Origin of the sequence: Brevundimonas sp. 374, assembly GCF_900102995.1 — a bacterium.
GTDB classification, from domain to species: domain Bacteria; phylum Pseudomonadota; class Alphaproteobacteria; order Caulobacterales; family Caulobacteraceae; genus Brevundimonas; species Brevundimonas vesicularis_C.
In genome coordinates this window covers 40,649-61,668 of the sequence record NZ_FNKT01000001.1, presented here as the reverse complement: position 1 = coordinate 61,668, position 21,020 = coordinate 40,649, and the positions used below count along the sequence as shown (strand labels likewise).

General features: G+C 67.8%; 19 protein-coding genes. 7 read left to right on the top strand and 12 right to left on the bottom strand.

Going from position 1 to position 21,020, the window contains the following annotated elements:
• The first annotated feature begins 84 nt into the window (after positions 1 to 84).
• Entirely contained in the window at positions 85 to 966 is an 882-nt protein-coding gene (hemF, locus tag BLR19_RS00235; protein ID WP_091748981.1) for an oxygen-dependent coproporphyrinogen oxidase, read from the top strand.
• Here the strand turns inward: hemF and BLR19_RS00230 are convergent.
• Complete coding sequence (locus BLR19_RS00230) at positions 963 to 1,838, bottom strand: LysR family transcriptional regulator (RefSeq protein WP_091748978.1); 876 nt, start codon at positions 1,836 to 1,838, stop codon at positions 963 to 965. The genes hemF and BLR19_RS00230 overlap by 4 nt on opposite strands.
• 79 nt (positions 1,839 to 1,917) lie before the next feature.
• Here BLR19_RS00230 and BLR19_RS00225 point away from each other — a divergent pair, with 79 nt between their 5' ends.
• Entirely contained in the window at positions 1,918 to 2,976 is a 1,059-nt protein-coding gene (locus tag BLR19_RS00225) for a YeiH family protein (protein WP_176758288.1), read from the top strand.
• On the opposite strand, the gene BLR19_RS00220 is transcribed toward BLR19_RS00225, so the two are convergent.
• Both BLR19_RS00220 and rlmJ read right to left on the bottom strand, forming a co-directional pair.
• Entirely contained in the window at positions 2,973 to 3,704 is a 732-nt protein-coding gene (locus BLR19_RS00220; RefSeq protein ID WP_091745834.1) for a glutamine amidotransferase-related protein, read from the bottom strand. The two genes, BLR19_RS00225 and BLR19_RS00220, sit on opposite strands and share 4 nt — an antisense overlap.
• A 22-nt stretch (positions 3,705 to 3,726) precedes the next feature.
• Entirely contained in the window at positions 3,727 to 4,542 is an 816-nt protein-coding gene (rlmJ, locus tag BLR19_RS00215; protein ID WP_091745831.1) for a 23S rRNA (adenine(2030)-N(6))-methyltransferase RlmJ, read from the bottom strand.
• Between the two features lie 91 nt (positions 4,543 to 4,633).
• Between rlmJ and BLR19_RS00210 the strand changes: the two genes are divergently transcribed.
• Entirely contained in the window at positions 4,634 to 4,978 is a 345-nt protein-coding gene (locus BLR19_RS00210) for a hypothetical protein (protein WP_066550731.1), read from the top strand.
• A complete protein-coding gene (locus tag BLR19_RS00205; protein WP_091745827.1) occupies positions 4,978 to 6,000 on the top strand; it encodes a DNA topoisomerase IB in 1,023 nt (340 codons plus the stop codon). The genes BLR19_RS00210 and BLR19_RS00205 overlap by 1 nt, the downstream gene beginning before the upstream one ends.
• A gap of 17 nt (positions 6,001 to 6,017) precedes the next feature.
• Here the strand turns inward: BLR19_RS00205 and tdh are convergent, their stop codons facing one another.
• The 8 genes from tdh to BLR19_RS00165 form a co-directional block, all read right to left on the bottom strand.
• Positions 6,018 to 7,058 carry an L-threonine 3-dehydrogenase gene (tdh, locus tag BLR19_RS00200; protein ID WP_369818838.1) on the bottom strand — a complete coding sequence of 347 codons (1,041 nt, stop codon included), beginning with the start codon at positions 7,056 to 7,058 and terminating at the stop codon, positions 6,018 to 6,020.
• Positions 7,059 to 7,175: 117 nt separating this feature from the next.
• Positions 7,176 to 8,366: a glycine C-acetyltransferase gene (locus tag BLR19_RS00195; protein WP_091745821.1), complete on the bottom strand. Its 1,191-nt coding sequence runs from the start codon at positions 8,364 to 8,366 to the stop codon at positions 7,176 to 7,178.
• 42 nt (positions 8,367 to 8,408) lie between these two features.
• On the bottom strand, positions 8,409 to 9,323 hold the full coding sequence (locus BLR19_RS00190) for a DUF4232 domain-containing protein (RefSeq protein WP_091745818.1): 915 nt from the start codon (positions 9,321 to 9,323) through the stop codon (positions 8,409 to 8,411).
• Between the two features lie 52 nt (positions 9,324 to 9,375).
• Positions 9,376 to 9,798, bottom strand: coding sequence for a methylmalonyl-CoA epimerase (gene mce / locus BLR19_RS00185; protein ID WP_091745815.1), 423 nt, complete (start codon positions 9,796 to 9,798; stop codon positions 9,376 to 9,378).
• Positions 9,795 to 11,954: a methylmalonyl-CoA mutase gene (gene scpA / locus BLR19_RS00180; protein WP_091745812.1), complete on the bottom strand. Its 2,160-nt coding sequence runs from the start codon at positions 11,952 to 11,954 to the stop codon at positions 9,795 to 9,797. The genes mce and scpA overlap by 4 nt, the downstream gene beginning before the upstream one ends.
• Positions 11,951 to 13,333: a methylmalonyl-CoA mutase family protein gene (locus BLR19_RS00175; RefSeq protein ID WP_091745810.1), complete on the bottom strand. Its 1,383-nt coding sequence runs from the start codon at positions 13,331 to 13,333 to the stop codon at positions 11,951 to 11,953. The genes scpA and BLR19_RS00175 overlap by 4 nt, the downstream gene beginning before the upstream one ends.
• Positions 13,333 to 15,312: an acetyl-CoA carboxylase biotin carboxylase subunit gene (locus BLR19_RS00170; RefSeq protein ID WP_091745807.1), complete on the bottom strand. Its 1,980-nt coding sequence runs from the start codon at positions 15,310 to 15,312 to the stop codon at positions 13,333 to 13,335. The genes BLR19_RS00175 and BLR19_RS00170 overlap by 1 nt, the downstream gene beginning before the upstream one ends.
• Before the next feature lie 8 nt (positions 15,313 to 15,320).
• Positions 15,321 to 16,856, bottom strand: coding sequence for an acyl-CoA carboxylase subunit beta (locus BLR19_RS00165; protein WP_091745804.1), 1,536 nt, complete (start codon positions 16,854 to 16,856; stop codon positions 15,321 to 15,323).
• Between BLR19_RS00165 and BLR19_RS14730 the strand changes: the two genes are divergently transcribed.
• From BLR19_RS14730 to BLR19_RS00155, 3 genes are read left to right on the top strand one after another with little or no spacing between them, the layout of a single operon-like run.
• Positions 16,855 to 16,992: a hypothetical protein gene (locus BLR19_RS14730; protein WP_153923009.1), complete on the top strand. Its 138-nt coding sequence runs from the start codon at positions 16,855 to 16,857 to the stop codon at positions 16,990 to 16,992. The genes BLR19_RS00165 and BLR19_RS14730 overlap by 2 nt on opposite strands.
• Positions 16,985 to 18,409: a helix-turn-helix domain-containing protein gene (locus BLR19_RS00160; protein WP_091745801.1), complete on the top strand. Its 1,425-nt coding sequence runs from the start codon at positions 16,985 to 16,987 to the stop codon at positions 18,407 to 18,409. Before BLR19_RS14730 ends, BLR19_RS00160 begins: the two co-directional genes overlap by 8 nt.
• 7 nt (positions 18,410 to 18,416) lie before the next feature.
• On the top strand, positions 18,417 to 19,454 hold the full coding sequence (locus BLR19_RS00155; protein WP_091745798.1) for an oxidoreductase: 1,038 nt from the start codon (positions 18,417 to 18,419) through the stop codon (positions 19,452 to 19,454).
• On the opposite strand, the gene pyk is transcribed toward BLR19_RS00155, so the two are convergent.
• Positions 19,451 to 20,896 carry a pyruvate kinase gene (gene pyk, locus BLR19_RS00150; RefSeq protein ID WP_055753148.1) on the bottom strand — a complete coding sequence of 482 codons (1,446 nt, stop codon included), beginning with the start codon at positions 20,894 to 20,896 and terminating at the stop codon, positions 19,451 to 19,453. The two genes, BLR19_RS00155 and pyk, sit on opposite strands and share 4 nt — an antisense overlap.
• Positions 20,897 to 21,020: the final 124 nt, after the last annotated feature.

Below are 21,020 nucleotides of genomic sequence, written 5' to 3'. Positions count from 1 at the left end.
GGCAGACGGCCATTAGCGCCCGCGATTCTGCTTATGACAACCTGTCCGGATGACGCCGCGGCCGCGACGTGGTTCAAGCGCGCCATGAGCGACGCCGTCTTCTCCGATCCGCTCGACCTTAAGAAGGTCGAGACCCGCGCCTGGTTCGAACATCTGCGCGACCGCATCCATGCCGCCTTCGAGGCGCTGGAGGATGCCGCCCCCGCCGACCTGTTCCCCGGCGAGCCCGGTCGCTTCGTCCGCACGGCATGGGAGCGGCCAGAGGGCGGCGGCGGCGTCATGGGCATGATGCACGGCCGCCTGTTCGAGAAGGTCGGCGTCCACGTCTCGACCGTGCATGGCGCCTTTCCCCCCGACTACGCCAAGAATGTGCCCGGCGCCGACGTCGATCCGCGCTTCTTCGCGACAGGGATCAGCCTGATCTGCCATCCCGTCAGCCCGCGCATTCCGGCCGTTCACATGAACACGCGCTTCATCGCCACGACCAAGAGCTGGTTCGGCGGCGGCGGCGACCTGACGCCGGTGCTGATGGCGGATCGTCGTCAGGATCACCCCGACACCGTCGCCTTTCACGCCGCCATGCAGGCCGCCTGCGACGCCCACGACCCGACCTGGCACGCCAAATACAAGGCCTGGTGCGACGAGTATTTCTATCTGCCCCACCGCAAGGAGCCGCGCGGCACCGGCGGCGTCTTCTATGACCATCACGACAGCGGCGACTATGACCGCGACTTCGCCTTCACCCGCGACATCGGCCTGGCCTTCCTGGACGTCTATCCGCGCATTGTCGCCGCCCGCATGGCCGAGCCCTGGACGGCCGAGGAGCGCGAGGAACAGCTGATCCGGCGGGGCCGCTACGTCGAGTTCAACCTGCTCTACGACCGCGGCACCATGTTCGGGCTGAAGACGGGCGGAAACGTCGACTCGATCCTGTCGTCCATGCCGCCGGTGGTGAAGTGGCCCTAGCCCATCGCCTCGACAAACACGTCGCCGGCGCGGCTGCGATACCGTTCGCGGTGTCGTAACAGGCGGAACGGCCGCTCGGGCAGGGTAAAGGGCGCCGTCACCAGCCGTCCGGCGGCCACCGACGCATAGGCCACGCTTTCCGACAGCGCCGTGGCCCCGGCCCCGGCCTCGGCCGCCGCCAGCACGGCCTCGTTCGACGGCAGGGTCATCGACACCGACAGGGTCGCGGGATCGACCCCAATGTCCCGCACCGCTGCCTCCAGAGTCGATCGCGTGCCCGAGCCTACTTCGCGCAACACCCAAGGCTGGTCCGCCAGATCATTCGCCTCCAGCCGACGTCGCGTCGCCCACGGATGGTCCGGCGTCACCAGCACGGCCAGCCGATCCGACCCCACCTGAACCTGCGACAGGGCCGGCTCGTCCACGGCCCCCTCGACCAGGCCGATCTCGGCAGCGCCGCTCAACACGGCCTGCGCCGCCTCGCGCGTGTTTCCGATCTCGACGGCCAGTTCGACGCCGGGATAGGCCGTATGGAAATCCACCAATCGGCGCGGCAGCCAATAGCTGGCGATGGTCTGGCTCGCGAACACCGCCAGCCGCCCGCGCCGCAGGGCGCTCATGTCCGCCAGCGCCGCCTCGGCCGCCGCCGCCCGCGCCAGCACCGCCTTGGCCTCAGGCAGGAAGGCGCGGCCGGTCTCGTTCAGCACGACGCCCCTCCCGACCCGATCAAACAGCCGCACGTCATGCTCGGCCTCGAGAGCAGCGATGGCGTTCGACACGGCCGACTGCGTCAGGTTCAGCGCCCTCGCCGCCGCCGTCACGTGGTCACGCTCGGCGACGGCGACGAAGATACGCAGGCGTTCCAAGTTCACGATTGATCTCCAAGTCGGATTGAAACGACCATAACTATCCGTTGGACCGCCGTCGAGGGCAGGCGCATCACGCTTGACGATGAAGTCCGCCGCCCTGCCCGCCCCCTTCCAAACGCCCACTTTGGCGTCGGTGACGGCGTCCGGACGCACGATCCGGCCGGGCGTCATGCTGTGCCTGCTGGTCACTCTGGCCGCCATCGGCCTGACCAGCATCGAGCGCGATGTGATCGGCCATGTGTGGCTGGAGCCGCTGGTGCTGGCCATCCTGCTGGGCGCCGCCGTCCGCACCGCCTGGACGCCCGATGCGCGGTTCAAGGCCGGGATCGACTTCTCGGCCAAGACCCTGCTGGAGGTCGCGGTGGTGCTGCTCGGCGCCTCGGTCAGCGCCGCCACCCTGTCGTCGTTAGGGGCCGGCTTCGTCCTGGGCATCTTCGCCCTGGTCGCGCTCGCCATCGTCGTCGGTTTCGGCGTCGGCCGCGCCCTGGGCCTGAACCCGCGCATGGCCCTGCTGGTCGCTTGCGGCAACGCCATCTGCGGCAACTCGGCCATCGCCGCCGTCGCCCCCGTCATCGACGCCGATGGAAAAGAGGTCGCCGCCTCCATCGCCTTCACCGCCGTGCTCGGCGTGATCGTGGTTCTGGCCCTGCCCCTGCTGGGGGGCCTGATCCATCTGAACGGCCTGCAATACGGCGCCCTGGCCGGTCTGACAGTCTATGCGGTGCCGCAGGTTCTGGCGGCCGCCGCGCCCTTCGGCGCCCTCGCCACGCAAACCGGCACGGTGGTCAAGCTGGTGCGAGTGCTGATGCTGGGTCCCGTCATCCTCGCGCTGTCGCTGATTTTCCGCGAGCGCGCGCCCGGCGCCGCAAAACCCGGCCTGTCGCGCCTGCTGCCCTGGTTCATCATCGGCTTCCTGATCATGATCGGCCTGCGCTCGTTTGACCTGATCCCGCAGGCCGCGCTGGCGCCCATGGCCGCCGCCTCGGGCCTTCTGACCGTCGTCGCCATGGCCGCCTTGGGCCTTCAGACTGACATTCGCGCGGTTGCACGGGCCGGCGGCCGCGTCGTCGCCGCCGTCATCCTGTCGCTGGGCGCCTTGGTGGTGCTAGCGCTGGCGCTGATCCGGCTGCTGGGGCTCTAGATCCCGCTGCCGTCATCCTCGACCGGCGGCGGGGTCAGCAGCAGGAAGGCGCGGATCCAGGCGGTCAGCACGGCCCGGTCGTTGGGCCGCTTCAGACTGTCGATCGCCTGATCCGCCACATCGTGCGGGATGCGCGCCCCGCGCCGTCCCTCGATCAGGGCCGCCGCATAGTCCGGCTGAAACTCCGGGTGACACTGGAACGAGATCGCATCGTCGCCCCAGGCCAGGCCGGCGTAGGGCGTAAAGCCGCTGGACGCGATCACCCGCGCATCGTCCGAAACCGCGACGACCTGATCCTGATGCGACACGGGAATGGCGATCGTCCGCGCCCGTGGATGCATCCACGGCGCATCCTCGCGCACGTCATAGCGGTGCAGCCCCACGCCCCAGCCCTTGGGCGATTTCTCGACCACGCCGCCGAACGCATGGGCCAGCGCCTGATGCCCGAAACAGATGCCGACTAGCCGCGTCCGCCCCCGCGCCGCCCGCAGCCAGTCGATCAACTGCGGGATCCACGGCAGGTCGTCATAGACCCCCGCCGCCGACCCCGTGACGATGGCCCCTTGGAAGACCGACGGATCTTCGGGCAGATGCCCCGACTGCACGTCAAACCGCGTCGTCGGCACGCCCTCGCCCAGCAGAGCCCGAAACCGCGCGGGATAGTCGTCGAAATCGTCCTTCAGATGCTCCGGCGGGTGTCCGGTTTCCAGAATGGCGATGCGCGTCATGCGATCAACCTAGTGACTGCGGTCAGAAGGTCCAGACCTCGGCCCGTCCGCCGGCTTCGCCCAGCGCCCCCGCGACCCAGCCGCAGATCTCGGTCGCGGCCGCTTCCGCGCCCGCCGGCGGATTGACCACCACCAAAGCGCAGCCGTTCATCTTCATCGGATTGGTCAGCGGCCTCAGCCGCGCCTCGGCGACCAAGGTCGGCCCCGCCTTGCCTTGCAGCCGCCGGATAAAGCCGTCGAAGGTCTCCAGATCCTTCAGCGGCGTCCAGATCGCCACCGTCGCCGTCGGATCGCGCTTCACCACCGAAATCGCGGTCTCGGCCGAGCGGATATAGTCATCGGGCTTTTCGAACGGCGGGTCGATCAGCACCAGCGGCCCGCGCACTTTCGCCGCCTCCCCCGCCACCGCCGCATAGCCGTCGCCCTCGCGCGCCTCGGCGTTCGCTCGCCCCGTCAGCGCCTCGGCCAGCACGGCCCGCACCGGCGGGTTCAGCTCGAACCCGACATACCGACCGCCGGGCGTCAGCGCGTCCGCGATCAGCAACGGCGACCCCGGATAGAACCGCGCCCCGCCGTCGGGATTCAGCGCCGCGACCTCGGCCGCCAGCGCGTCCATCAGCGGCGTCCGCCCCCCGGCGGACATCAGCCGCGCCACGCCGGCCTCGGCCTCCCTGGACCGCGCGCCGTCGCCCGACAGATCGTACAGCCCCGCCCCAGCATGGGTGTCGAAGACCGTCAGCGGCCCAGACGCCTGCCGCGCCTTCACCAGCCAAAGCACCAGGGCGTGCTTGACCAGGTCGGCGAAGTTTCCGGCGTGAAAGCTGTGGCGATAGTTCATGCCGCCTCGTCCCGCGCCCGGCCCGCGCGGTCAAGCGGAACTCGCGCGCCAGACACGGCGTTCGGTCTAAGTCCTTGTACGGAAAGATGCGATGGCCGCCAAAACCACCCTCACCGACGCGCAACGCAAGCCGCCCAAGGGGGTCGCGACCCAGGCCAAGCGCGGTCTCGACCTGCGCGACAAGCACGACCGGGGGGGCACCGAGGTCGGCGTACGCCGCGCCCATCAGTTGGCGGATCAGAAGCCCGTCTCGGACAAGGACATCAAGGACATCTACAGCTACTTCGCCCGCCACACCGTGGACAAGGACGGCAAGGGCTGGGGCAGCCGCACCGATCCTTCGGCCGGCTATATCGCCTGGCTGCTGTGGGGTGGCGACCCCGCCGAGCGCTGGATCAAACGGCTGCATGATCGCCTCGAAAAGGCGAACGGGTGATGGCCGACGGATCGCACGCCTTCGACATCGCCGCCGAAGTTCCCCAGGGCCTCAGCTATTGCAGCGACGAGTTCGCGGGCCTGACCCGCCGCCGCGCCGGCAAGGGCTGGTCGTATCGCGACGCCAAGGGCAAGACCGTGACGGACGCCAAGACCCTGGCCCGCATCCGCGCCCTGGCCATTCCGCCTGCCTGGACTGACGTCTGGATCTGTCCCAAGGCCAACGGCCATATCCAGGCCACCGGCCGGGACGTGAAGGGCCGCAAACAATATCGCTATCACAACGACTGGAGCACGGCCCGCTCCGAGAACAAGTTCGACAAGCTGCCGGCCTTCTCGCGCAACCTGCCGAAACTGCGCGAGAAGGTCGAACACGACCTGGCCCTTCGCGGCGTCTGTCGCGACAAGGTGCTGGCGACAGCCGTGCGCCTGCTGGAGATCACCCTGATCCGGGTCGGCAACTCCATCTACGCCAAACAGAACCGCAGCTACGGCCTGACGACCCTGCACAAGCGCCACATCGATGTGGATGGTGCGGCCCTGACGTTCGAGTTTCGAGGCAAGAGCGGCAAGGATCACAGCGTCAGCGTCAAGGACCGCCGCCTGGCCAAGGTCGTGCGACAGCTGGAAGGCCTGCCCGGCCAGCAACTATTCAAATACCGCGCGGCCGACGGCACGCTGTGCCCGGTCGATTCCGATGACGTGAACGCCTACATCCGCGAAGCGATGGGCGAGCAGTTCTCGGCCAAGGACTTCCGCACCTGGGCCGGCACCGTCTCGGCAGCGCGGGCGCTGCGCGAGACCGAGGCCCCGACCTCGCCCACCGACGCCAGGCGAAAGATCACCGTATGCGTGAAAGCCGTCGCCGGTCTGCTGGGCAACACCCCCACCGTCTGCCGCGCGTCCTACGTCCACCCCAAGGTCTTCGCCCTGTTCGAAAGCGGTGAAATCGGCAAGGCCTTGCCGGGCGCGGAGACCAAGGGGTTCGAAAAGGCGCTGATCAAACAGTTGCTCGCTGTCTGATCAGCGTTACTCGTCTCTTAGGCGGCCTTGTCCCAGTCCAGCACGACCTTGCCCGACTGGCCCGACTTCATCGCTTCGAAGCCTTCGCGGTAGTCGGCGTAACCCAGGCGGTGGGTGATCAGCGGGCTCAGGTCCAGCCCGGCCTTCAGCAGGCCCAGCATCTTGCGCCAGGTCGTGAACATCTCGCGCCCATAGACGCCCTTGATCGTCAGGGCCTTCAGGATGATGGCGCCCCAGTCCGTCTCCATCGGCTTGCCCGGAATGCCCAGCATGGCCATGCCGCCGCCCATGATCAGGGTATCGACGCACTGTTTGAAGGCCACGGGCGAACCCGACATCTCCAGCGCCACGTCGAAGCCGACCTTCAGGCCCAGCTCCTTCATCACGTCGTGGATGTCTTCCTTGGTGGTGTTCACGGTGCGCACGCCCGGCGCCACCTTCTGCGCCAGCTCCAGCCGGAAATCGTTGATATCGGTCAGGACCACGGTGCGCGCCCCCGCATGACGGGCCACGGCGGCGGCCATCATGCCGATGGGGCCGGCGCCGGTGACCAGGACGTCCTCGCCCAGCAGGTCGAACTGCTGCGCCGTGTGCACCGCATTACCGAACGGATCCAGGATCGAGCCGATCTCATAGGGGACGTCGTCCGGCAGTTCGATGACGTTGAAGGCCGGCGCCACCACGAACTCGGCGAAGGCGCCCTGGCGGTTCACGCCAATGCCGCGCGTCTTGGGGTCCAGGTGGAAATGTCCGGCGCGGGCCGCTTCGGAGTTCAGGTCGATGACGTGGCCCTCGGCCGAGACGCGCTGGCCGATCCTCAGCGGACGATCGACGTCCTTGCCGATGGCGACGATCTCGCCGGCGAACTCGTGGCCGGTGATCATCGGGGTCGGGACGTTCTTCTGGGACCATTCGTCCCAGTTCCAGATGTGGATGTCGGTGCCGCAGACGGCGGTGCGATGCACCCGGATCAGCACGTCTTCCGGTCCCGCCTCGGGGATCGGGGCGTCGATCAGTTCCAGGCCGACGCCGGGCGCGGTCTTGGCCAGGGCCTTCATCGTGTCGGTCATAGTCTCAACTCCCTGAAATCACGGCTCCGGGTTCATCCCGAAACCCGCAGCTGAGGCCCCACGCCTCCTCGCCGCTTGGTCTTCGTCGATGGCGGGCGAAAAGGGCTAAATGACGCCCAGCTCGCGTCCCGCCTGGGTGAACACTTCGACCGTCCGGTCGATCTGGTCGAAGGTATGAGCCGCCGACATCTGTGTGCGGATGCGGGCCTGGCCACGCGGCACGACGGGGAACGAGAACCCGATCACATAGACGCCCAGCTCCAGCGCCCGCGCCGCGAAATCCTGCGCCAGTTTGGCATCGCCCAGCATGACAGGGATGATTGGATGCTCGCCGTCCAGCAGGGTGAAGCCCGCGTCCGACATGGCCCCGCGATAGCGATGGGCGTTAGCCGACAGGCGGGTGCGCAACGCATCGCCCTCGGCGCCTTGTGCGATGCGGATCGCCTCCAGGCTGGACCCGCACACAGCCGGCGCTAGGGCGTTGGAGAACAGATAGGGCCGCGCCCGCTGTTTCAGCAGTTCGACCACCGACTTCTTCGCGCAGATGAAACCGCCCATGGCGCCGCCCAAGGCCTTGCCGAAGGTGCCAGTGACGAAATCCACCTCGACGCCATGGTGGGCGAACGAGCCCTTGCCTTGCGGGCCCAGGAAGCCGGTCGCGTGGCAGTCGTCCACCATGATCAGGGCGTCGTATTTGTCGGCCAGCGCCCGGATTTGATCCAGCTTGGCGATATAGCCGTCCATCGAGAAGGCGCCGTCGGTGGCGATGATGATGTCGCGGGCGCCGGCCGCACGGGCCTCCTTCAGCCGGCTCTCGAGCTCGTCCATGTCGGAGTTGGCGAAGCGATAGCGTTTGGCCTTGCACAGCCGCACCCCGTCGATGATCGAGGCGTGGTTCAGGCTGTCGGAGACGATAGCGTCGTTCTCGCCCAGCAGCGGCTCGAACAGACCGCCGTTGGCGTCGAACGCGGCGGCGAACAGGATGGCGTCCTCGAAACCAAGATAGGCGGCGATGGCCGCTTCCAGCTCCTTGTGGATCTCCAAAGTGCCGCAGATGAAGCGCACGGACGCGGTGCCCGCGCCCCACTTCGCTTGCGCCGCCATCCCGGCCTGGGTCACGCGCTCGTCACCGGCCAGGCCAAGATAGTTGTTGGCGCAGAAGTTCAGCACGTCGCGTCCGGCGACCTGGATCACCGGCCCCTGGCGCGAGGCGATGATGCGTTCGGGCTTGGTCAGGCCCTGGGCGTCAATCTCGGACAGTTCGCCGGCGACGCGGTCGTAGAAGCTCTGGGTCATGGGCCGCGACCTACGCCGATTTTCGATCGGTTTCCACCCGCCTCAGGTCGCCGGCGCCGGGTTGGCCTCGGCCCGGATCGGACTGACACGAATGCGGCCGCCGCAGGGACTGAACGAGAACGGCAGGCTGACGGCGGCGGTATCACTGGGCGCAGTGACCTTTATCGTGGCCGCATCGGGACACGTCTTTTGCATGGCTTCATTGGGCACGACGCTCCAGGCCATTTCGAAATAGGCCTTGGCGCGAGGCGCCAGCTGGACCGGCGTCGGGGCCTGGCCTTGGCGGAAATAGCTTCCTGGGCTCTGTTCGGCGCGAATGGACGACAGGGTGCGCCCGCGCGCGTCTTGCAAGGTCACTGTCGGATAGCCGGTCAGGCTGCAGGCCTGGGTTCCAATATTCTGAAGACTGAAGTTGCTGACCCGATTTCCCGCGCCCGCATCCCCGTCGCCCGCCGCCAGCGTCAGTTGCGGCCCCTTGCAGGGCAGCGCAGCGGGCAAGACCCCACCGGCCGCCTCGGTCGGCGTCTGACCCGGCGCCGGCAGCGGTCCGGGCGTCATTTCAGCGCCGGGGATCGGCCGCGAGCAGCGCTCCAGCACCGCGACGCCGGTCGTGCCGTCCGGCCCCAGTCGGCTCAGCGTGCCGCTCTCCTGTCCGTCACGCGTCGCCGTCCACCATTCCACCCCGCCGCCGACATAGCGCGCGCCGCTGGCGGCCTGCACCGAACGCAAGGCATAGGTCTGGTTCTGATGGGTCAGCCTGGCGTTGTCGCTGTCGATATACTGGACCTGAAGCGTCGCGCCGCTTTCGCAGGCATAACCGATCGAGGGCGCATCGGATGCAGGGGCGGCCGCTGGCTCGACCGGGGCGGCGGGCTGTTCGGGCTCGGTGCGAGAGCAGGCTGCGGCGCCGGTCAGGGCGGCTATGGCGACGAATGCGGTCAGGCGGTGCGACATCATGTCATGTCCTCTGGTTTCGCCTTCAACGGCCCAACCTGACCAAAGGCTCCGCTTAATGCCCCGCTTTTGGCGTCTCCATCAGCTCGATCAACACGCCGCCCATGTCACGCGGATGCAGGAAGACGACCGGCGTCCCGTGCGCCCCGATGCGCGGCTCGCCTGTGCCCAGGATCGTCACCCCCTTGGCGCGCATCTCGGCAACGGCGGCGTGGATGTCGGCGACCTCGAAACAGACGTGATGCTGGCCGCCCTTGGGATTCTTGGCCAGGAAGCCGACAATGGGACTGGTGTCGTCATAAGGTTCGATCAGCTCGATCTGAGCCGTCGGCGTATCCACGAAACAGACCTTCACCCCCTGCGCCGGCAGGTCAAACGGCTCGCCGATCTTCGTCGCGCCCAGGATATCGCGATACAGTTTGATCGAGTCGGCGATGGAGGGCGTGGCGACGCCGACGTGGTTCAGGGCGCCGATCATGACTTGTCCTTGTCGGGGGTCGGCTGGGCGTAACCCAGACGCTGGTTCAGCTTCTCGATCAGGTCGACCGCCGTATCGGCGATGGCCGAACCGGGCGGATAGACGGCGGCTGCGCCCATATCGAGCAGGGGCTGGACGTCGGACGGCGGGATCACGCCGCCGACCACGATCATGATGTCGGGCCGGCCCAGTTTCTCCAACTCGGCCTTCAACTCGGGCACCAGCGTCAGATGCCCGGCCGCGAGCGATGATGCGCCGACCGCGTGAACGCCCTTTTCCACCGCATCCTTGGCCGCCTCGGCCGGCGTCTGGAACAGGCTGCCGGCCGTGACGTCGAAGCCCAGATCGCCGTATCCGGTCGCGACGACCTTCTGGCCCCGGTCGTGCCCGTCCTGGCCCAGCTTCGCGATCAGAATGCGCGGTGGGCCGCCGTCGTTTTCGACGAAGGTCGCAACCATCTCGCGGGCGCGGGCGAAGCGGGCGTCGGTCCCCGCCTCCTTGGCGTATACGCCCGACACGGTCTGGACCGTCGCCACGTGGCGGCCGAAGGCGGCCTCCAGCGCGTCGGAGATTTCGCCCACCGTCGCCTTGGCGCGGGCCGCCTGAACCGCCAGTTCCAGCAGGTTGGCATTCCCGCGCGCGCCCTCGGTCAGGGCGTTCAGCGCCGCATCGGTCGCCGCCTGATCTCGCTCGGCGCGCAGGCGCTTCAACTTGTCAATCTGGGCCGCCAGCACCGCCGCATTGTCGACCTTCAGCATCGGAATGTCGTCGACGACAGGGTTCAGATATTTGTTCACCCCCACCACCGTCTGCTGGCCGGTGTCGATCCGGGCCTGGGTCTTGGCGGCGGACTCCTCGATCCGCAGCTTGGGGATGCCGGCTTCGATCGCCTTCGCCATGCCGCCCAAGGCCTCGACCTCGGCCATATGGGCGCGCGCCCGTTCGGCCAGTTCGTGGGTCAGCCGTTCGACATAGAAGCTGCCGCCCCAGGGGTCGATCACCCGCGTCAGCCCCGTCTCCTGCTGCAACAGGATCTGGGTGTTGCGCGCGATCCGTGCCGAGAAGTCGGTGGGCAGAGCCAGGGCCTCGTCCAGCGCATTGGTGTGCAGGCTCTGCGTCTGGCCGCCCGCCGCCGCCATGGCCTCGACCATGGTGCGGGGCACATTGTTGAACACGTCCTGCGCGGCGAGGCTCCACCCCGAGGTCTGGCAGTGGGCGCGTAAGGACAGCGACTTGGGATCGACCCCGCCTTCCTTGCGCACCGCCTCGGCCCACAGCAGGCGGCCGGCGCGCATCTTGGCCACCTCCATGAAATAGTTCATGCCGATGGCCCAGAAGAAGCTGAGGCGCGGCGCGAACCGGTCGATGGGCATGCCCGCCGCGACGCCCGCCCGCAGATATTCGATCCCGTCCGCCAGCGTATAGGCCAGCTCGATATCCGCCGAGGCTCCCGCCTCCTGCATATGATAGCCGCTGATCGAGATCGAGTTGAACTTCGGCGTCTCCTGCGCCGTCCAGGCGAAGATGTCGGCGATGATCCGCATCGAGGGTTCGGGCGGATAGATGTAGGTGTTGCGGACCATGAACTCCTTCAGAATATCGTTCTGAATGGTTCCGGTCAGCTTGGCGTGCGGCACGCCCTGTTCTTCCGCCGCGACGACATAGAGGGCCAGGATCGGCAGCACCGCCCCGTTCATCGTCATCGACACCGACATCTGGTCCAGCGGGATCCCGTCGAACAGGGTGCGCATGTCATAGATGCTGTCGATGGCCACGCCCGCCATGCCGACGTCGCCCTTCACCCGCGGGTGATCGCTGTCATAGCCCCGGTGGGTCGCCAGATCGAAGGCGATGCTCAGCCCCTTCTGACCGGCCGCGAGGTTGCGGCGATAGAAGGCGTTCGACTCCTCGGCGGTCGAGAAGCCGGCGTATTGCCGGATCGTCCAGGGATTGCCCGCATACATCGTCGGATAGGGCCCACGCACAAACGGTGCGAACCCCGGCAGGCCATGCGGGTGATCCAACTCGTCCAGGCCCTCGGACCCATACGCGGTCTCGACCGTCAGTCCCTCGGGCGTCAGCCACGGCGCGCGGGTTGGCCCCTGCCCGGTCGCATCAAGGTTTAGGGCGATCTTGCTGAAGTCTGGAAAGCTCACTGAGCCGCCTCCTCGAAGGCCGCGGCGAACCGGATCGGAGCCAGGGGCTCGCACACCCGCTCGACCGCCACAGCCGTCTCATCGCCCGCCTCGACCGGCGCCGGCCGCACGTCCGCATCGACATATTTGGTCACGCCGATGATCTGCGCCGCGCCGTTCGTCAGCGCGGCCTCGCGGACCGCGCGGGCGCGGGCGATACGCGGCTGAATGACCGAGCCCTTCAGGGCCTCGACCAGACCGCGCTCGGCCTCGATCATCTGGAACTCGGCCCAGCCGGCTTCGGCGAGGTCGCGGGTGCGGGCGTCGAGATACCAGGAGCCGGCGGCGGGATCGTCGACCCGGCCCAGATTGGCCTCCTCCATCAGCACCAATTGCGTATTGCGCGCCTGACGCCTGGCAAAGGCGTCAGCCCGCCCCGAGGCGCGGGTGAAGCCATCCAGCACCACGACGTCCGCCCCACCGACCGCGCCGGCGAAGCCCGCCGCCGTCAGCCGCAGCAGATTGGGCCAGGGATCGCGCGCCGACAGCATCCGCCGCGACGAGCGCGCTTCGATCACCGCCGGAACATCCACGTCGAACGCCTTCGTCAGGCTGGCCCAGATCAGCCGCATGGCCCGCACCTTGGCCAGGCTGTCGAAATATTCCGCATCGACCGACAGGCCGACGACCGTGCCGCGCAAAGCCGCCTCGACCGACATCCCGGCCTCCACCGCCGCCTTCGCATGGGCCACGACGCTGGACGCCGCAAAGGCCAGCTCCTGCGCCGCCGATCCGCCCGCCTCGTGCGCCACGCGCCCGCTGGCCAGGAAAAAGGTCGCATCGGGATAGGTGCCCGCATGACGCGCCGCTGTATTGGCCGCCAGGCTCAGATGCTCTTCTACCGAACGCGGGGCCCCGCCCGCCTCAGCGAAGGCCGAGACCGGGTCCATATTAAATCGCAGCTTGGCGCGCGGAGAGCCCTTGGCGCCGACCGCCAGGGCATTGGCTGCATCCGGCCCGTCGATCCCGGCGTCCAGCGCGACGGGCGCCAACTCCAGCGCCACGCCTTCCAGCGCCCGGCCCAAGGGCGCGGAATCCGCCAGCACCCGCCCCTTCAACACCACCGAGGCCGCGCCGTTCTCCAGATCGGTCAGGACGGCGGCGTTGACCGCCTCGGCATCGTCGCCCTCCACCAGCGTCCGCAGATCCCAGGCCCGGCCTTCGGAGTCGGACGGACGCGGGGCGAAGATCGGCTGCACGCCCGTCGCGCCTGCGTACAGCGGCCGCGTCACCAGTTGATCGGCGTCGAGATGCATCAGCGACTCGATCGGCCGATCCTTCAGCGCCTTCTGGGCCGCCTCGCGCCATTCCAGCGGCGTGGGCGCGGGAAAGCCCGTCATCACCCGAACTCCACCAGCACGTCGTCCGCCGCCACGGGATCGCCGTCCTTGGCGCCGACGGCCTTCACAACCCCGTCGCGCTCGGCCTTCAGGATGTTCTGCATCTTCATGGCCTCGATGATGGCCACCGTCTCGCCGGTCTTGACCTCCTGACCCACGACCACCGGGATCGAGACCACCAGACCCGGCATCGGCGACAGCACCATCTTGGAGGTGTCCGCCGCGACCTTCTCCGGCAGGCGCGCATACAGTTCGGCGACGTGGGGCCGCAGCACCCGCACCCGCGCCCTGGCCGCACGGTGGCGGATGTCGAAGCCGTCGGCGACGCGTTTGACCTCGGCGGTGAAGGGCTCGCCGTCCAGATCGGCCTTGAACTGGGCCAGACCTGGCCGCCAGTCGATGTCCGACAGGCGGATTTCGCCACCGCCCGTCAGGGTCAGGATCATCTCCTCGTCCTCGTCATAAGACAGCCCGACGCCGTGAGGGGTCTTGTCGATCATCACGATCCAGTCGGTGCGGTCCGACGGATCGCCGTCCTGTTCGGCGATGACCTCGTGCATGGCTAGGGCCGAGGCGATCAGGATGCGCTCCTGGTCCTGCGTCGGTTTCAGGCCGTGGAAGCCGTCCGGGAACTCGTCCTTGATGTAGCTGGTCGACAGATTGCCCGACTTGAACCGGTCCTGGTCCATCACCGCCGCCAGGAAGGGCACATTGTGGCCTAGGCCCGACAGGTGGGTGTCCTCCAGCGCGCGAGCCATGCCCTCGACCGCCGCCTCGCGCGTCTCGCCCCAGGCGCACAATTTGGCGATCATGGGATCGTAGAACATGCTGATCTCGTCGCCCTCGCGGACGCCGGAATCGTTTCTGACCGTATAGTCCCCCTGATCGCCTTCTTCGGGTTGCTCGTAGCGAACCAGCCGGCCGATGGACGGCAGGAAGCCGCGATAGGGATCTTCGGCGTAGATGCGGCTCTCGATGGCCCAGCCGTCGATCTTCAGGTCCTTCTGCTCGAAGGCCAGCGTCTCGCCCCAGGCCGAACGGATCATCTGCTCGACCAGATCGACGCCCGTGATCAGCTCTGTTACCGGATGCTCGACCTGCAGCCGGGTGTTCATCTCCAAGAAGTAGAAGCTCTTGTCTTGCCCCGCGACGAACTCGACCGTACCGGCCGAGTCATAGTTCACCGCCTGGGCCAGGGCGACGGCCTGCGCCCCCATGGCGGCGCGGGTGGCCTCGTCAAGCAAGGGGCTGGGCGCCTCCTCAATGACCTTCTGGTTGCGGCGCTGGATCGAACATTCGCGCTCGAACAGATGGACCACATGGCCGTGCTTGTCGCCCAGCACCTGGATCTCGATATGGCGCGGATCGACGATGAACTTCTCCAGGAAGACCCGGTCGTCGCCGAAGGCGTTCAGCGCCTCGGCCTTCACCGCCGCAAACCCCTCGGCCATGTCGGCGTCCGAATGGGCCACCCGGATGCCCTTGCCGCCGCCGCCGGCCGAGGCCTTGATCATGATCGGATAGCCGATCTCGTTGGCGATCCTGACCGCCTCGTCCGGCGTCTCGATCAGCCCCATATGCCCCGGCACGGTCGAGACGCCCGCCTCGGCCGCCAGCTTCTTGGAGCTGATCTTGTCGCCCATGGCGTCGATGGCCTCGGGGTTCGGGCCGATGAAGGCGATCCCCTCGTCCCTCAGCCGCCGCGCGAATCCGGCGTTCTCGCTCAGGAACCCAAAGCCCGGATGCACGGCCTGCGCCCCCGTCTGGCGCACCGCCTCGACGATCTTGTCCGCCAGCAGATACGACTGCGCCGCCGGCGCTGGCCCGATCAGCACCGCCTCGTCGGCCATCTCGACCGCCAGCGATCCAGCGTCGGCCTCCGAATAGACCTGCACCGTCTGGATGCCCATGTTGCGGCAGGTCTTGATGATCCGAACCGCGATCTCGCCCCGGTTGGCGATGAGGATTTTGGAGAACATGTCTGAGCCTACAGCGGAATGTTGTCGTGCTTCTTCCAGGGGTTCTCCTGGACCTTGTTCTTCAGCGTCCGCAGCGCCTTCACCAGCCGCCGCCGCGTACCGTGCGGCATGATGACGTCGTCGATATAGCCCAGGCCCGCCGCCACGAACGGATTGGCGAACCGGTCCTTGTACTCCGCCTCGCGCGCGGCCAGGGCCTCGGGATCGCCGGCCTCCTTGCGGAAGATGATCTCGACCGCCCCCTTGGCGCCCATGACCGCGATCTCGGCGGTGGGCCAGGCGTAGTTGACGTCGCCGCGCAGGTGTTTGGAACTCATCACATCATAGGCGCCGCCATAGGCCTTGCGCGTGATCAGGGTCAGTTTCGGCACCGTCGCCTCGGCATAGGCGAACAGCAGCTTGGCCCCGTGTTTGATCAGGGCGCCGTACTCCTGCTTGGTCCCCGGCATGAAGCCCGGCACATCCACCAAGGTCACCAGCGGAATGTCGAAGGCGTCGCAGAAGCGCACGAACCGCGCGGCCTTGCGGCTTGAATCGATGTCCAGCACGCCCGCCAGTACCTGGGGCTGGTTGGCGACGATCCCGACCGTCTGGCCGTCCAGACGCCCGAAGCCGGTGATGATGTTCTTGGCGAAGTCGGCCCCGATCTCGAAGAAGTCGGCCTCGTCCACCACCTTCAGGATCAGTTCCTTCATGTCATAGGGCTGGTTCGGATTGGCCGGGATCAATGTGTCCAGCGACGGCTCATCCCGCTCCGGTTCGTCATAGCTTTCGCGCACCGGCGGCTTTTCGCGGTTCGACAGCGGCAGGAAACCGATCAGGCGGCGCACCTCCGACAGGGCCTCCAGATCGTTCTCGAACGCCCCGTCCGCCACGCCCGACTTGCCGGCGTGGACGCGGGCGCCGCCCAGGTCCTCGTGGCTGACCACCTCATTGGTGACGGTCTTCACCACATCGGGTCCGGTCACGTACATGTAGCTCGTGTCCTTCACCATGAAGATGAAGTCGGTGATGGCGGGCGAATAGACGTCGCCGCCCGCGCACGGCCCCATGATCACGCTGATCTGGGGAATGACGCCGCTGGCGAGCGTATTCTGCAGGAAGATGTCGGCGTAACCGGCAAGGCTCTCGACCCCCTCTTGGATCCGCGCCCCGCCGGCGTCGAACAGGCCGATGATCGGCGCGCCCGTGGTCAGGGCCATCTTCTGCAGCTTGACGATCTTGGCCGCATGGGCGCCCGAGAGACTCCCGCCGAAGACCGTAAAGTCCTTGGAGAAGACATAGACCAGCCGCCCGCCGATGGTGCCGCGCCCCGTCACCACGCCGTCGCCGGGGATACGCTGGTCCTGCATGCCGAAGTCGTGGCTGCGGTGCTCGACGAACATGTCGGTCTCCTCGAAGGAGCCTTCGTCCAGCAGCACGTCGATGCGTTCGCGCGCCGTCAGCTTGCCCTTGGCGTGCTGGGCGGCGATACGCTTTTCCCCACCGCCCAGTTTGGCGGCGGCGCGACGGCGCTCCAGTTCTTCAAGGATGGCTTGAGTCATGATGGATCTTCGCCTCTCGTTCAAAGAACGCGTGGCGCCTTCATCGCAAAATGGCAAACGCAACTTTGCAAAAAGTGTGGAACTGCGCGGGCTTGCAAAGGATGGCGATATGATCTGCAAAGTTGCGAATGGCTGAGAAGCTTTTCCTGGGCGCCAAGCTGCGAAAGCTGCGCGAGGCGCGCGGCTGGACGCTGGAGGCCTGCGCCGAGCGGCTGGGCCTGTCGCCGTCCTATCTGTCGCAGATCGAGACCAACCAGCGCCCGGCGACCGCCCGCGTCCTGATCGCCCTGACCCGCGCCTTTCACGTGGACGCCAGTCTGTTTGACCTGGAAGGCGACGCCCGCCTGATCGCCGACCTGCGCGAAGCCACCACCGATATCGCCGGGGAAGCAGAGCCGCCCACGGCCGCAGAACTGAAACAGGCCGTCGCCAACACCCCGCGCCTGGCCCGCCAGTTTCTGGCCCTGCACCAGACTTTCCGCCGCCTGGACGAGCGGGTGAAGGCGCTGGACGACACCCTGGGCCGGGACGAACACGGCGCCAGCGTCGCTCTGTTGCCCTACGAAGAGGTGCGCGACTTCTTCCACTATCGCGACAACTATATCGACGCGCTGGACACCGCGGCCGAGGCGCTGGCGGCGACCCTGGTTCAGGACGGCCAGATCGAGCGGGCGCTGGAGTCTGCGCTGAGCCAGGCGCACGGCGTTCGCGTCGCCTATGTCGCCGGTCAGGAGGCGCTGCGTCGCTACGATCCCGCCAGCCGCGTCCTGACGCTGGACGCCTGGCAGCCCGGCGCGACGCGGTCGTTCCAGCTGGCGCACCAGCTGGCCCTGCTGTCCTTCCGCGATTCGATCGAAGCCGAACTGGATCAGGCCGCGTTCCGCACTGACGCCGCGCGGGACGTCGCCCGGGTCGGCTTGGCCAATTATGCGGCCGGCGCGTTGCTCTTGCCCTATCGCGCCTTCCTGGAGGCCGCGCGCGAGGAGAAGCACGACATCGACCGGCTGCGCACCCGTTTCCAGGTCAGTTTCGAACAGGTCTGCCACCGGCTTTCGACCCTGCAACGGCCCGGCTGGCGCGGCGTGCCCTTCTATTTCGCCCGCGTGGACATGGCCGGCAACATCACCAAGCGCCACAGCGCCACCCGCTTCCAGTTCGCCCGCTTCGGCGGCGCCTGCCCGCTGTGGAACGTCCACGAAGCCTTCGCGGCGCCGGACCGGATCGGGGTGCAGTTGGCCGAGATGCCGGACGGCTCGCGCTACATCTCCATCGCCCGCAGCGTGTCCAAGCCCAGCGGCTCCTATCTCGCCAACGACCGCCGCTACGCCCTGTCCCTGGGATGCGAGGTCGAACATGCGGGCGCCCTGGTCTATGCCGCCGGGCTCGATCTGAACGGCCCGGCCGCGCGGATCGGCGTCAGCTGCCGCATCTGCGAGCGCACCGACTGCACCCAGCGCGCCTTCCCGCCCCTGGACCGGACCCTGCACGTGCCGGAGAACGAGCGCGGCGTGGTGCCCTATGTGCTGGATGGCCCGCGCCCCGACCGCTATTAATCGGGGCATGACCTCTCATGCACCTATCGGCGTCGCCGTCGCCGGCTACGGCCTGGCGGGCCAGACCTTCCACGCCCCGCTGATCAAGGCGACGCCCGGCCTGACATTGACCGCTGTCGTCTCGTCCCGCCCTGAAGCGGTCCACGCCGACCTGCCGGAGGTCGAGGTCCTGCCCGATCTGGACACAGCCATCGCCCGCGGCGACATCGGCCTGATCGTCGTCGCCACCCCCGACGCCCTGCACGCCGAACAGTCGATCGCCGCGCTGAGGGCCGGCAAGTCGGTGGTGGTGGACAAACCCTTCGCCGCCACTCTGGCTGACGCCGAGGCGGTCGCCGCCGTCGCGGCCGCATCGCCTGGCGTGTTCAGCGTCTTCCAGAACCGCCGCTGGGACGCCGACTTCCTGACTCTGCGCCGCCTGATCGACTGTGGCGAACTGGGCGACGTAGCCGTGTTCGAAAGCCACTACGATCGCTTTCGTCCGACCGTCACGGACCGTTGGAAGGACAAGCGCGACGGCGGGGTCTGGGCCGACCTGGGCCCGCACCTGATCGACCAGGCGGTGCAGTTGTTCGGCGCTCCGCTGGCCATCTATGCCGACCTTCAGGCCCAGCGTGTCGGCGCCACGGCCATCGACTACGCCCACGTTCTGCTGCGTTATGGCCGGCTGCGCGTCATCCTGAACATGAGTCACCTCGCCGCCGAGGCCAGCCTCCGCTACGCCGTCCACGGCACGGGCGGCAGCTTCATCAAACACGGCCTCGACGCTCAGGAAGGGCAGTCCAAGGCCGGCCTGCGTCCCGGCGATCCCGACTGGGGCGTCGATCCTTCGCCCGGCGTGCTGACGAAACAGATCGACGGCGACACCGTCCGCACCACGCCGACGCCCGAGCGCGGCGACTATCCCGCCTTCTACGCCGCCATGCGCGATGCGATCCTCGGCGAGGGACCGCCGCCGGTGCCCGCCGATCAGGCCCTGACCGTCATGCGCATCCTCGACGCCGGTCTGCGCAGCGCGGCGGAGCGTCGCGAGATCGCTTTCTAGCTCTTCTTGCGGCCCTTCGACGTCGCCGCAGGCGCGTGGGCCAGTCGCAGCAGGTTGGCCGCACCGGGCGCTCCGAACGGCGTGCCCGCCAGGATCAGGATGCGCTGGCCCGGCTCGGCCAGACCATATTTCACCGCGCTGTTGACGGCGTCGTCCGTGACGGCCTCCAGCGAGTCCGGCTGCTCGCCCAGACGCGGCTCCAGCCCCCAGACCAAGGCCAGTCGGCGCGCGGTGTTGGGATTGGGCGTCAGCACTAGGATCGGCTTCAGCGGCCGCTCACGCGCCATCCGCCGCGCCGTGCCGCCCAGGGTCGTGAACACCACCAGACAGCCGGTCGAGGGCGCATTCGCCGCCATCCGCGCCGCCCCGACCAGGGCGTCCACGTCATGCTCGTCCATGCCGGCGTGTTCGGCGCCCATCAGGCTGGGCCACATCGGATCGCGTTCGACCCGCTCGATGATCCGGCTCATGATGCCGACGGACTCCAGCGGATAGTCGCCCGACGCCGTCTCGGCCGACAGCATCAGGGCGTCCGCGCCCTCATAGACCGCATTGGCCACATCGGTCGCCTCGGCGCGGGTCGGGGCCGGGGCGCTGGTCATGGATTCCAGCATCTGGGTGGCCACGATCACCGGCACGCCGCGATTGCGGGCCGCGCGCACGATCTGTTTCTGCGCCACCGGCACATCCTCGGGATCCAGCTCGACGCCCAGATCGCCGCGCGCCACCATCACCCCGTCACAATAATCCAGAATGGCTTCCAAATCGGCCAGGGCCGCCGGCTTTTCGATCTTGGCGAGGCAGGCCGCCTGCCCGTTCACGATCCGCTTCAGCTCGGCCATGTCCTCGGGCTTCTGAACGAAGCTGAGCGCTACCCAGTCCACGCCCATCCGCAGGGCGAAGGCCAGATCCTCACGGTCCTTCGGCGTCAGGGCCGAAACCGGGATCACCGCCTCCGGCACCGCCACGCCCTTGCGGTCCGACAGCTTCGAGCCGCTCTCGACCGTCACATCCGCCCACTCGTCGGTCCGCTCACCCACACGCAGCCGCACCCGTCCGTCGTCCAGCAACAGCAGCATGCCCTTGCGCAGCGCCTTGAAGATTTCGGGATGCGGCATCTGCACCCGCGTCTCGTCGCCGGGCGTCGGGTCCAAGTCGAAACGCATGGTGTGGCCCGGCTTGACCGAAATCTCGACGTCCTTGAACCGGCCCAGACGCAGCTTCGGCCCTTGAAGGTCGGCCAGCACGCCCAGCGGACGCTGCAACGCCATTTCGGCGCCGCGCACCGCCTTCAACGCGGCGGCGTGATCCTCATGCGACCCGTGGCTGAAGTTCAGGCGGAACACGTCCACCCCCGCCTGGGCCAGCGCCTTGACGGTGCTGGGCGCACGGCTGGCGGGTCCCAGGGTGGCGACGATGCGCGCGCGACGGGCTCGGTTCATGACGTTTCCTGTTGGCTCTCTCGGACGGCAAAACGGGGCCGCCTGGGCGATTTCGCCCTCTTCTGCCAACGAAACCCCCGCTGCGTAAGGCCGCCTTCCCCTCAGGAAACATGAGTTGACGGCC